The organism is Vibrio sp. B1REV9 (assembly GCF_905175395.2).
In the GTDB taxonomy this organism is placed as follows: Bacteria; Pseudomonadota; Gammaproteobacteria; order Enterobacterales; family Vibrionaceae; genus Vibrio; species Vibrio alfacsensis.
The window spans coordinates 719,902-732,384 of sequence record NZ_HG992746.1 but is presented as its reverse complement, the minus strand read 5'-3'; the positions used below and the strand labels follow the sequence as shown (position 1 = coordinate 732,384).

The window sequence follows — 12,483 nt, the reverse complement described above, 5'->3', positions numbered from 1 at the left end:
ACTGGCTCCATCAGTTAAGCGAAACAACCTTACCGAGGAAAGCGAAATGAAAAAACTCATCATCAACGCAAATGTTTTTAATGGCACTGACGACAAATTGATTGAGAACGTATCGGTTCTCATTGAAGACAATCTGATTACTCAAATTGGTGACATTGACCAAGCCATCGCGGACGAAATCATTGATGCTAACGGCGGTACGGTTATGCCAGGATTGATTGATGCGCACGTACACATCACGTTATCTGCGCCATTTAATGTGGTTGATACCATGACTCGTGAAGAGGTCGCGATTCGCTCAGCAAAAATTTCTGAAGAGATGCTGATGCGTGGTTTTACGACCGTTCGTGACGTTGCGGGTAATACGCTTGGTTTGAAGAAAAGTATCGATAATGGCTATGCAAAAGGGCCTCGTATTCTTCCATCAATGGCGGCAATTTCGCAAACCAGCGGCCACTCAGATTACCGTCAAAACCAAGCTCAAGAACGTTTAGCAAACGGACATGAAGACTCACCGATGATGAAATTGGGTGCGATGAAAGTGGCCGATGGTCGTGCTGAAGTATTGAAAGCGGTTCGTGAGCAACTCTTTATGGGGGCTTCTCAGATCAAGATCATGGCAGGTGGCGGTGCATCTTCAACCTTTGACCCACTTGATACATTGCAATACACATTGGATGAGATGAAAGCGGCAGTTGAAGCGGCTAGTGATTACGGTACTTATGTGGCTGCGCATATTCATACGGCAGATGCGATGCGAAGAGCCGCAGAGGCTGGGGTGATGTCATTCGAGCATGCGACCATCATGGATGACGATATTGCTAAAACGATCAAAGAAAAAGGAATTTGGGTTATCCCATCTTACTTTACTTCGTCTTTGATTGCAGAACGCAAGATCCCACTACCAAATGAAGAAACTTACCGTAAAACGGAACGCGTAGGTAAGGCGATGTTCAAGTCTGCAGAGTTAATCAAAAAGTATGATATTCAAAATTTGGCATTTGGTACCGATTGTGTCGGTGAAACGAACGTTCATGCAACACAATTGAATGAACTGGGTGCCATTGAAACTACGTTCGACACGATTACCGCTCTGCGCATGGTGACATCGAATTGTGGTCGTCTATTTGAAATGTCAACGTATCAACACCCTTACCAAGAAGGTAAATTAGGACAAATCGTTGAGGGGGCTTATGCTGACCTGTTGATTGTTGATGGTAACCCACTAGCAGGCGTTGAGTGTGTCGCGAACACGGAAACACAGAAACTCATCATGAAAGATGGTGTGGTGTATAAAAACACACTATAAACCGCTACTTTGATTAATAACGGCGCTCATTGAGTGCCGTTTTTTTATGCTTAAAAAAGTCCGAAAAACACTAAGCTCATCTGTCGTGAAATGGCAATTAATTTTGCTCGTAGACGGTATATTGAAGATAACTTCCGACAACAGAGAGAAACATTATGTCTCATCATTTCAAAGACTACCGACCTTTACTAGAACGCTCACTAGAGCACGCGACGGCTTATCTAGAATCATTAGGTGAGCGCCCAGTCGATAAAGAAACGACCTCTCAGCAGCTAAGAGAGCTAATTGGCGGGGCGCTACCAAGTGGGGCGAGTGAACCAGAAAAAGTCATTGATGATATGGTGAATGCATTGGATGCAGGCTTGATTGCATCCGGTGGCCCTCGCTTTTTTGGCTATGCAATTGGCGGCACGTTCCCAGCATCGCTAGCGGCAGATTGGTTAGTAAGCGCATGGGACCAGAATGTTCCATATTATGTGTCTAGCCCGGCAATGGCGGTTGCAGAAGAAACGGCGGCAGAATGGATGGTTGAGCTACTTGGTCTCACGGAAGGATCCGCGGTTGGCTTTACCTCAGGAGCACAAGAAGCGATTTATACCTCTCTCATCACAGCGAGAAATTCACTGCTTGAAAAAGCGGATTGGGATGTAGCGACAAAAGGTCTGTATGGCGCCCCGCGTATTAATGTGGTGGTGAGTGATCAAATTCACTCAACCATTAAGCGCGCCCTTTCTATGATTGGACTTGGCGTGGATTGTATCTACAAAGTGCCGACTGATAAAAATTTGCGTTTGATCCCGTCAGAGCTTAATCGAGTGCTGTCTGATTGTAATGGCCCTACGTTAGTGTGTGCACAAGCAGGCTGTATTGATTCAGGTGCCTTTGATCCGTTTGATGAAATTGCAGATGCGGTTGCTGCACATGAAAATGCGTGGCTACACGTTGATGGTGCAATTGGTCTTTGGGCGGCGGCGAGTGACAGTCAGAAACATCTATTGAAAGGTATTGAACGAGCAGATTCAATCGATACCGATGGTCATAAGTGGTTTAACATGCCTTACGATTGCGGCATGGTGATTGTTAAAGATCCTGCAAAAATTACCACTGCGATGGGCGGTAGTAATATGGGTGACTACTTGAATGATGCGATGGAGAAACCCGATCGAAATGCGATCAATTTTGGTATTGCTGCATCACGTCGAGCTCGAGGTCTACCTGTGTATGCTGCGTTTAAGTCATTAGGTAAAGAGGGCATTGTTGCGCATTTAGATAATTGCGTCGCGTTAGCAAAACGCATGGCGGATAAGTTAGCACAAGTAGAAGGGGTTACGATTCTTAATGATGTGGTGTCCAATCGCTTTTCTGCTCAATTCGGTATTGGCGACGATGAATACCGTAACGAACTCACGGCGCGTGTTGTGCATCGTTTACAACAAGAAGGCTTCTTATATCCATCAACATCAGGTTACAAAGGTCTAAAAACCATGTTGTTCTCGGTGCTTAACTACCACACCTCAGAACAAGATATTGACCGATCTGCGGAGAAAATCATTAATGCTTACTACATTGAGCGTTCATTGATGTGATTATTCTAAACAAGTAATAGAGTATAAAGAGCCCCAGCACGTTGTTGGGGTTTTTTGTTGTATTTTTTAGTGTAATGGAAGAGTGAGTTTCTTGAATGTTAAGTCAGATAATTATCAAATTTAAAATATATTAAATGTCGAATGCTATCTTTAATATATTTATCTGATTTATTCTATAATGATACCTGTCATGGTTATTGTTTAATTAAATTTAATCTGAATTGTTGCTATAAAATAGAGATGGAATTTAAATCTATGCGCTAGGGAGGAGTTAGGTGGTGAATTTCTAGGGTATATACTAATTATCTATATTTCTAAGTGTTTTATTTTTAATTTCAAATAATCTATTTGGTAAATGCCTCTCATAAGTGGCATTAATCACGCTGATTAATGTTGTTTGTGTTGGGTCGTTTGTTAAGTTGTTGTATTTTGTTTATTTTACTGGTCTTTTATGGTTTTGTTTTTATGTTTTTTTATCTATTTTAAACCCTTGCAATTTATCCATATTTTATTTCATTTTTTAATGTTCGAACATTTTTGTGGATAGAGGCAATGTGGGTGGTGAAAACAAGAGATAATTCATACCCTACGTTAATCGGAGCCTCTTTATGAACAATAAACCATTTCATAACCCAGGACTAGAAAATAACAATGGCGCTGTACTATATACAGGAACGTTTATCACAATGGATAATAAGTTTCCTAAAGCGAGTGCCGTTGTGGTCAAAGATGGGAAGTTCATTTTTACAGGAACTAAAGACCAAGCAGAAACATTTCTTACTCAACATGGAATGGAGTACCAACTAAATACTCAATTCGCTAATAATACAATTGTTCCCGGTTTTATTGAAGCACATATGCACCCACTTGGTGCCGCGTTATTTACCGCTCGCTTTGGCTATGCTGGGCAAATTGAACGAACTGGGGAAAGAGGAAAAATACTGGCAGCATGCCTAACCAAAGAGGAGTTGTCAGCTAAGATTACACATTTTGTCGAAGAGCATAATAAAGCAGGAAAAAAAGGCGAGTGGCTTAACTTATGGGGTCTTGACCCTTTATTGATGGTCGACGATACGGTGGTTGATAGGGACTTTCTAGATAGCCTTTGCAGCGATTCCCCAATCTTATTTATGCATGCCTCCTGCCATGTCTGTGTCCAAAACACTCTTGCGCTTGAAAAAGCGGGATACAGCCTAGATGACAATCCTGCGTTTGTCGTTCGCAAGAATGGGCGTTTGACTGGTGAGATTAATGAAATGCCGGATATTTTGCGTGCTGTAGCGGTTGGTGCATTTGATCTTGGGACACCTCAAGATGCGATTTCAGCAATGATTAATTATGCCGATAGTGCAAGTCGTTTAGGCGTAACCACGATGTCAGATTGTGGTATGGGCTTACCACAAAACCCATACCCACTATACAAAATGCTTGCAGAAATGCCGGAGTTTAAAGCGAGAATGGCAGGTTATGCGCTTCTTCCTATGTTCGATACTGAGGCTCTCAAGGCATTTAAAGAGCAAGATAATGATCGCTTATGGGTGACTAAGACGAAGTACTTGAATACGGATGGCTCAATTCAAGGCTTTACAGCACTCTTGAAAAAGGGTGAAACCTACTACAACGGGATGGAAAGTGGTCACCTTCACTTTGATGAAGAGAAAATGTACCAAGATGTTATTCATGCGCACAAACTCGGTATGAGTATCTCGTTCCACTGTAATGGAGAAGGTTGTACTGATGTGTTACTCGACTTGATCGAGCGTTTACAAAATGAGTGTCCTCAGCCGAATGTTCGTCACTGTTTAGAACACAACCAAATGGTCACGCCAGAGCAAATGGATCGTATGGCTAAACTTGGTGTCGTTCATAATTTGTTTGGTACGCATATTCCATTCTGGGGTGATGTCCATGCAACAACAACCGTTGGACCGGTTCGCGTAAAGACGCTCAACCCATTCCAAACATCCGTAAAGAAGGGTATTCCCTTTTCTATTCATTGTGACGATGTCGTCACCCAAGTAAACCCACTATTTATGATGTGGGGAGCGATGAATAGAAAATGTGTATTCTCCGGCAAAGTCTATGGCGAAGAAGAGTGTTTGACCGCCGAACAAGCATTACATGCAGTCACGCTAGGTGCCGCTTATCTCATGGAAAAAGAGCACATGATTGGTTCAATTGAGGCTGGAAAGCTGGCGGATTTTACTGTGCTAGATGCGAACCCACTCGAGGTGCCGAAAGAAGAAGTAAAGGACATTAAAGTTTGCGCCACAGTTCTTGGTGGGGATGTATCACTTTATCGTCAAGAACAATCTATTCGTACCGTTGTAGCGGTGTAACGATCTTGTTCAATTTATAATAGAGCACTCACCGTGCTCTATTCGTAACTTTTCTAATGATAGCGCCACATATGCCATTTAAGAGTGTGATGTGGGAAGAATTTCAAGTTGGGAGTCGAAATGAAAGTCTTATTAGAATTGGCGGTGTGCAGTGTAATCGGTACCGTGGCATTGATTGCTTATGGTCACGTATGGGATTGGGTTAGCGTAGACAATATTTTGTTTGCGCTTATATCTGCAATGATTATGGCAATAGTATTAAAAGCTTCAGTCGCTTTTGAAAAGTATGCAGCTAATATCTGCTTAAGTCAGTCTACTGCACCTAAGATAAAGCGATTTTTTTCTTCATGGTTTATTCTCATTGGATCCAAAGTTATTGCGATGGGAGCAATAGTGTTGATTTTTGGTGAGCAGGTTAAATTTTCTGGCCCGGTCGATGGCGTGCTTTCGTTCTATGCCACTATTATATCCGTAGTCATTTTAGAGTCGATTCTTTACAAATCTATAAGTAAAAAAGAGCAAGCTGAAACAGTAGGCGCTTGAGCGTTATATATTGCTCAATGCTTTGTGAATGTTGGACGAGTGTTGTATCAATTTAAACACTCGTCCAATCTTATCGAAGAATTGTTGATTATGCTTATTGTTGTCAGTAAGTATCAAACTATCACGGTAATCGTTACTTGTGACAAGGTTTGCATCAACGGCAAAAATACGAAATTTGATGGTTCGTTTGAAAATTCAGTGAGAGAGTTAGTACTTCACAAACAACATTTTTCTTAGGCTGTTACAACGAGATTTATCCAACTTATCACCTAAATATTCACCGTCTTCTGCTGCTTTCTTCATGATGAGTGCTTTCGCTCGATCACCGCTATCTAAATTGTCATATTCTTCGTAGGTTTTTAATTTTAGTAAGCGATATTTTGACTTATCTTTGCCCGACGCAACGTGGTCGTAACAATAACTCATCGCCCCTGCATTTGCGCCAATCTTGCTAGCGTCTGTAATCGCGTAAGCGTTAAAGCCAATCGTGCTTGTCAATAAAATCAAAAGGGCGTTACGTGCTTTCATTTTCGTTCCTAATTCAACAAATCTTAGGAATAAGATACAAGGGATTGATGAGGGAAAATTGCCATTAAGCGACATTTGCATAACAACCTTAGTACAAAAACCTGCATGCTTGCTTCGATTGATTAAGAGATGGAAACCGCTAGTAGCACCCATGGACTCACACACTATTAAGTCACGTTGCGCAGTAATACACTTTTAGTGTTAATTATTCTCTTTCCGTATGTATGGCACGCATAACGATGCTGCTAAATAGTGTTTTGAAATGAGGATATTTAACTATTTGTCTGTTTTTGTTTAGTTTTTATTTATAACCTAGCTTGTTTTTGTCATGAGTTCATGGAGTTTGAGAGGTCAAAAATAACATCCGTTAAACATAATTTCTGACTGTTTTGAATCTAGAATACAGAAAATTAATTTGAGTTCGAACTAAATTTAAGGCATTTTATATTTAACTAACCGTTCAATTAAAAATAACAAGGATGCAAAATGCCCAAGGTTGGGATGCCTGAAATCAGAAAGCCACAGCTAGTTAAAGCGACGATGTCGGTCATCGACAGAGTAGGTTTGCACGCCGCGAGTATCTCGTTGATCAGCAAAGAAGCAGGAGTATCAACGGGGATCATTAATCACTATTTCGGTGGAAAGCACGGCCTGTTAGAAGAGACCATGCGTGAAATCCTGCGCCAGCTTTCTGCCACCATCAAAGAGAACCTAAGCCAGCTGCCGGCTGATGCGCATCATCAACGTATAAACGCCATCATCGACGGCAACTTTGTGGGTTTCCAAGCCGAGAACCAAGTGGCAAAAACTTGGTTGGCGTTCTGGTCGTACTCTATGCATGACGCGCAGCTCAAACGTCTGCAACGAGTGAATGAACGACGCCTCCTCTCTCACCTAAAAAAAGAATTAAAAGCTTTGCTGGATCAAGACCAAGCAGAGCTAGTAGCGCATGGTATTGCGTCACTGATTGATGGCATTTGGCTGCGCGGAACGCTCAACCCGCAAGGTATCGATGCCGAGAAAGCACGCGTCATCATCAACGACTATCTCGATAAACAACTCACGTTCTACTCAAAACAAAAATAAAGAGTCAAACCTTCAAATGGATATGAAAGCACACTACATCGATGGTGCCATGCACCTAGGATGCTCAGAAGAACACTTCACCACATACAATCCTGCCAATGGTGAGCCACTTGCGAATGTGAAGCAGGCTAACCAGCAAGATATGCAAGCGGCAATTGAATCTGCCAAGCGCGGTTTTGCGATTTGGTCTGCCATGACGGCGACAGAACGCAGTCGTATTTTGCTTAAAGCGGTGGCGCTACTTCGTGAAAGAAATGACGAATTGGCAGCATTAGAAGTTGCGGATACGGGCAAGCCAATCCAAGAAGCGAATTGCGTAGACATTGCAACGGGCGCAGATGTAATCGAATACTACGCAGGTCTTGCGCCTAGCATGCATGGCGAACAACAACCGCTGAATGAATCACAGTTTTTCTACACTCGCCGCGAGCCTCTGGGCATTTGTGCAGGCATAGGTGCGTGGAACTACCCAATTCAAATCGCGATGTGGAAATCTGCCCCTGCACTTGCTGCAGGTAATGCGATGATCTTTAAACCATCAGAAGAAACTCCGTTAACTGCACTCAAACTGGCAGAAATCTACAGCGAAGCGGGGTTGCCAGATGGTGTGTTCAACGTCATTCAAGGTGATTACCGAGTAGGACAAATGCTCACCGCACATCCGGACATCGCTAAAGTCTCTTTCACGGGCGAATCGGGTACGGGCAAAGTCGTTATGGGTGACAGCGCTACAACGCTGAAGCAAGTCACAATGGAGCTTGGCGGCAAATCACCAATGATCATTTTTGATGATGCCAAGCTAGACGATGCGGTTTCTGCTGCAATGGTCGCAAACTTCTACACCCAAGGTGAGGTTTGTACACACGGTACTCGCGTGTTCGTTCATGAAGGTATTTATGACGATTTCGTCGCTCAACTTAAGAAGCGTACTGAACTGCTGGTGGTTGGCGATCCGCTTGATGAGCAAACCCAAATTGGCGCGCTAATTTCCAAAGAGCACGAATCAAAAGTTCTTTCCGCAATTGAACAAGCGAAAGCAAGCAAAGCAACGTTGCTGACTGGTGGCTACAAAGTCACAGACAATGGTTTGGCGAGCGGTAACTTTGTTGTGCCAACGGTTTTCATTGATTGCGAAGACGACATGCCGCATGTGAAGCAAGAGATCTTCGGTCCCGTAATGTCAGTGCTTAAGTTCAGTGACGAAGACGAAGTGATTGCACGCGCTAACAACACCGATTACGGACTTGCAGCTGGCGTGTTCACGCAAAACTTATCTCGTGCCCACCGCGTCATTCATCAAATCCAAGCAGGTATTTGTTGGATTAACACCTGGGGTGATTCTCCAGCTGAAATGCCCGTTGGCGGTTACAAACTGTCTGGCATTGGACGTGAAAACGGTGTTGAAACCCTCAAGCATTACACCCAAACCAAGAGCGTGTTAGTGCATTTGGGTGATTTCGATAGCCCTTACGCCTAATCAGTCAGGAGGATTTGTAATGCAACAACACTACGATTACATCGTCGTCGGTGCTGGTTCCGCAGGCTGTGTCTTGGCGGATCGCCTGAGTGAAAGCGGTCAACACCAAGTCTTACTGTTGGAAGCGGGTGGCTCAGACAAGAGCATCTTCATTCAAATGCCAACGGCGCTGTCTTACCCAATGAACACTGAAAAGTACGCATGGCAGTTCGAAACTGTTGCAGAAGAGGGGTTAGACGGACGCCAACTGCATTGTCCACGTGGCAAAGTGTTAGGCGGCAGCTCTTCGATCAACGGCATGGTTTATGTACGTGGTCATGCTTGTGACTTTGACGAGTGGGAAGAAGAAGGCGCAAAAGGCTGGAACTACCAAGCTTGTCTGCCGTACTTCCGTAAAGCGGAAACATGGACAGGCGGTGCTGACGAATACCGTGGCGACAGTGGTCCAGTAGGGACGTGCAACGGCAACGACATGAAGCTGAATCCACTTTACCAAGCGTTTATTGAAGCAGGTAAAGATGCGGGCTACCCAGAAACGCAAGACTACAACGGTTACCAGCAAGAGGGCTTCGGTTCAATGCATATGACGGTAGACAAAGGCGTGCGCGCTTCTACCTCTAACGCTTACTTAAGCCGTGCAAAAAAGCGCAGTAATTTCACCTTGATGAAAGGCGTGACCGCTCACCGTATTTTGCTGGAAGGCAAGAAAGCGGTCGGCATTGAGTTTGAACAATCTGGCAAAATCAAACAGTGCTTTGCTAACAAAGAAGTGGTGTCGAGCGCAGGTTCTATCGGCTCGGTACAACTGCTGCAACTTTCGGGTATTGGTCCTAAGACAGTGCTTGAAAAAGTGGGCATCGAAGTGAAACACGCACTAGAAGGTGTGGGTAAGAACCTGCAAGACCACCTTGAAGTGTATTTCCAATATCACTGCAAACAGCCGATCACGCTTAACAGCAAGTTAGGTTTGATCAGCAAAGGTTTGATTGGTACGGAGTGGATTCTGACGCGCAAAGGTCTGGGTGCAACCAACCACTTTGAATCGTGCGCTTTTATCCGTTCTCGCGAAGGATTGAAATCGCCAAACATTCAATATCACTTTCTACCAGCGGCAATGCGCTATGACGGACGCGCGGCATTTGATGGTCACGGCTTCCAAGTGCATGTTGGTCCAAACAAGCCAGAGAGTCGCGGCAGTGTCGAAGTGGTTTCTGCCAACCCAAATGACAAACCAAAAATCGAGTTCAACTACATCTCGACGGAACAAGATAAGCAGGATTGGCGAGACTGTATTCGCCTAACGCGTGAAATCCTCAATCAACCTGCAATGGATGCGTTCCGCGGTGAAGAGATTCAACCGGGTCAGAACATCACCAGCGATGAAGCGATTGATGAATGGGTGAAGCAAAACGTGGAAAGTGCTTACCACCCATCGTGTAGCTGCAAAATGGGCGCAGACGATGACCCAATGGCAGTTCTGAATGAAGCGTGCCAAGTGCGCGGGATTGAAGGCTTGCGTGTGGTGGATTCATCCATCTTCCCAACCATTCCGAATGGCAACTTAAACGCACCAACCATCATGGTCGCAGAGCGTGCTGCGGACATGATCTTGGGGAACGTACTCGAAGAATCGAATAACACACCGGTTTGGATTGCTCCGAACTGGCAAGAGGCGCAACGAATGCGTCCGCCAAAAAGAGACTTAAGCTCAATCTCTTCTATCTCTTAATAACTCAAAGAAAAGTCAGGAATCATTACAAGGAATTTAAACATGTCTACGATGACAAAAATCTTTTCATCTATCGTACTGAGTGCAGTAGCGACAGGTGCTTATGCTAACCAATGTGAAACTGTTCGATTTGCCGATGTAGGCTGGACAGACATTACCGCAACCACTGCTGTTACCTCTGAACTGTTAAAAGGCTTGGGCTACAAAACCAAGACCGATCTTCTGTCTGTACCTGTAACGTACTCTTCAATGGCAAACGGCGACATTGACGTATTTTTGGGTAACTGGATGCCAACTATGGAAGGCGATATCGCCAAGTACCGTGAAGCTGGCACAGTGGAAACCGTTCGCGCAAACCTAGAAGGCGCGAAATACACACTAGCGGTGCCAAAGTACGTATATGACGCAGGCGTGAAAAGCTTTGCTGACTTGGCAAAACATGCCGACAAATTTAAAGACCGCATCTACGGCATTGAGCCGGGCAACGATGGAAACCGTTTGATCCAAGATATGATCGACAGCGATGCATTCGGCTTGAAAGACTTCAGCCTAGTGGAATCAAGCGAAGCGGGTATGGTGTCTCAAGTGTCTCGTGCAGTGCGCCGTACCCAATGGATCGTATACCTAGGTTGGGCACCACACCCAATGAACAGCAATGTTGAGATGGAATACCTATCTGGCGGTGACGACTTCTTTGGTCCTAACTACGGCGGTGCAAATGTTTACACCAACGTGCGCCAAGATTACCTATCTGAGTGTCAAAACGTGGGTCAACTGCTTAAGAATCTAGAGTTCAGCCTAGAGATGGAAAACCAGTTGATGGAAGCGATTCTAAACCAAAAACAGAAGCCAGCGAAAGCGGCGCAAGAATGGTTGAATGCTAACCCACAACAATTTGAAGCGTGGCTAGAAGGCGTGAAGACGTTAGACGGCAAAGACGCAAAACAAGCGATTACTTCTTACCTAAAAACAAACGCTTAATCATTCCTCTCTTTAGGAAAAGGTGGGCAGCGATGCCCGCCTTTTAACACAAAGGTTTTATTGTGAATTTTATTACGGACAACAAACTTCCGTTGGGCGAATGGATGGAAACAGGCGTAGATTGGTTAACCATGAACGCGTCGGGTTTCTTTGATGCTATCTCTATTTTTCTCGAAACCATCATTCTATTCGTGGTGGATATTTTCAAATGGATGCCACCGGCAGCACCTATTATCATGACCGCAGCGATTGCGTGGTTCCTGCATCGCAGCATTCCTTTAGTTGTGTTTATCGTGCTAGCTCTGCTGACGATCCTTAACCTCGGCTACTGGCAAGAAATGCTAGAAACCTTTGTTCTCGTCTTCGCTGCGACAACGATTTCCGTATTAATTGGCGTGCCGCTAGGCATCATGGCGGCGCATCGCCCATGGCTGTATACCTTATTGCGCCCGATACTCGATTTAATGCAGACCGTACCAACGTTTGTGTATCTGATCCCAACATTGGTTCTATTTGGTTTAGGTATCGTACCGGGGCTGATTTCCACCATTATCTTTGCTATCGCAGCGCCAATTCGTCTGACTTACCTTGGTATCACCAAAGTGCCAGAGGAGTTGATTGAAGCGGGCAAAGCCTTTGGTGCCAGCCGCATGAAATTGCTATTCAAAGTCGAACTCCCGGCGGCTCTGCCAAGCATTATGGCGGGTGTGACCCAGTGCATTATGTTGTCGCTTTCTATGGTGGTGATCGCTGCGCTAGTCGGTGCCGATGGTCTGGGTAAACCAGTCGTACGAGCATTGAACACAGTGAACATTTCTCAAGGCTTTGAAGCCGGTTTAGCGATTGTTTTGGTCGCGATTATTCTCGACCGCCTATGCAAAGCACCAAACCAGAAGGAGGCATAA

Annotated in this window: 10 protein-coding genes; 9 read left to right on the top strand and 1 reads right to left on the bottom strand. The window is 44.6% G+C overall.

Annotation, left to right across the window (positions count from 1 at the left end; genetic code table 11):
- Positions 1-46 precede the first annotated feature (46 nt).
- The 4 genes from KHN78_RS17395 (at position 47) to KHN78_RS17380 (ending at position 5,777) form a co-directional block, all read left to right on the top strand.
- Positions 47-1,309 (top strand): metal-dependent hydrolase family protein, encoded by a 1,263-nt coding sequence (locus KHN78_RS17395; protein WP_211917606.1) that lies wholly within the window; start codon positions 47-49, stop codon positions 1,307-1,309.
- 155 nt (positions 1,310-1,464) lie between these two features.
- Positions 1,465-2,895 carry a pyridoxal phosphate-dependent decarboxylase family protein gene (locus tag KHN78_RS17390; protein ID WP_211917604.1) on the top strand — a complete coding sequence of 477 codons (1,431 nt, stop codon included), beginning with the start codon at positions 1,465-1,467 and terminating at the stop codon, positions 2,893-2,895.
- Positions 2,896-3,503: 608 nt separating this feature from the next.
- A complete protein-coding gene (locus KHN78_RS17385; RefSeq protein WP_211917602.1) occupies positions 3,504-5,234 on the top strand; it encodes an amidohydrolase in 1,731 nt (576 codons plus the stop codon).
- 120 nt (positions 5,235-5,354) lie between these two features.
- Positions 5,355-5,777 carry a hypothetical protein gene (locus tag KHN78_RS17380; RefSeq protein WP_211917600.1) on the top strand — a complete coding sequence of 141 codons (423 nt, stop codon included), beginning with the start codon at positions 5,355-5,357 and terminating at the stop codon, positions 5,775-5,777.
- A gap of 207 nt (positions 5,778-5,984) precedes the next feature.
- Here KHN78_RS17380 and KHN78_RS17375 read toward each other — a convergent pair whose 3' ends face one another.
- A complete protein-coding gene (locus KHN78_RS17375; RefSeq protein ID WP_211917598.1) occupies positions 5,985-6,305 on the bottom strand; it encodes a hypothetical protein in 321 nt (106 codons plus the stop codon).
- A gap of 486 nt (positions 6,306-6,791) precedes the next feature.
- On the opposite strand from KHN78_RS17375, the gene betI reads away from it, so the two are divergent.
- From betI to choW, 5 genes are all read left to right on the top strand, one after another.
- A complete protein-coding gene (gene betI, locus KHN78_RS17370; protein WP_041060594.1) occupies positions 6,792-7,391 on the top strand; it encodes a transcriptional regulator BetI in 600 nt (199 codons plus the stop codon).
- Between the two features lie 16 nt (positions 7,392-7,407).
- Complete coding sequence (betB, locus tag KHN78_RS17365; RefSeq protein WP_211917596.1) at positions 7,408-8,868, top strand: betaine-aldehyde dehydrogenase; 1,461 nt, start codon at positions 7,408-7,410, stop codon at positions 8,866-8,868.
- Positions 8,869-8,887: 19 nt separating this feature from the next.
- Positions 8,888-10,597 (top strand): choline dehydrogenase, encoded by a 1,710-nt coding sequence (gene betA, locus KHN78_RS17360; RefSeq protein ID WP_211917594.1) that lies wholly within the window; start codon positions 8,888-8,890, stop codon positions 10,595-10,597.
- 42 nt (positions 10,598-10,639) lie between these two features.
- Positions 10,640-11,578 (top strand): choline ABC transporter substrate-binding protein, encoded by a 939-nt coding sequence (locus KHN78_RS17355; RefSeq protein ID WP_211917592.1) that lies wholly within the window; start codon positions 10,640-10,642, stop codon positions 11,576-11,578.
- A 62-nt stretch (positions 11,579-11,640) separates the two neighbouring features.
- Positions 11,641-12,483 (top strand): choline ABC transporter permease subunit, encoded by an 843-nt coding sequence (choW, locus tag KHN78_RS17350; protein ID WP_005425967.1) that lies wholly within the window; start codon positions 11,641-11,643, stop codon positions 12,481-12,483.

Excerpts from the sequence above, each read along its gene's own strand:
- KHN78_RS17395 (WP_211917606.1), top strand. The coding sequence starts at position 47 with ATGAAAAAACTCATCATCAACGCAAATGTTTTTAATGGCACTGACGAC.
- KHN78_RS17390 (WP_211917604.1), top strand. The coding sequence starts at position 1,465 with ATGTCTCATCATTTCAAAGACTACCGACCTTTACTAGAACGCTCACTA.
- KHN78_RS17385 (WP_211917602.1), top strand. The coding sequence starts at position 3,504 with ATGAACAATAAACCATTTCATAACCCAGGACTAGAAAATAACAATGGC.
- KHN78_RS17380 (WP_211917600.1), top strand. The coding sequence starts at position 5,355 with ATGAAAGTCTTATTAGAATTGGCGGTGTGCAGTGTAATCGGTACCGTG.
- KHN78_RS17375 (WP_211917598.1), bottom strand. The coding sequence starts at position 6,305 with ATGAAAGCACGTAACGCCCTTTTGATTTTATTGACAAGCACGATTGGC.
- betI (WP_041060594.1), top strand. The coding sequence starts at position 6,792 with ATGCCCAAGGTTGGGATGCCTGAAATCAGAAAGCCACAGCTAGTTAAA.
- betB (WP_211917596.1), top strand. The coding sequence starts at position 7,408 with ATGGATATGAAAGCACACTACATCGATGGTGCCATGCACCTAGGATGC.
- betA (WP_211917594.1), top strand. The coding sequence starts at position 8,888 with ATGCAACAACACTACGATTACATCGTCGTCGGTGCTGGTTCCGCAGGC.
- KHN78_RS17355 (WP_211917592.1), top strand. The coding sequence starts at position 10,640 with ATGTCTACGATGACAAAAATCTTTTCATCTATCGTACTGAGTGCAGTA.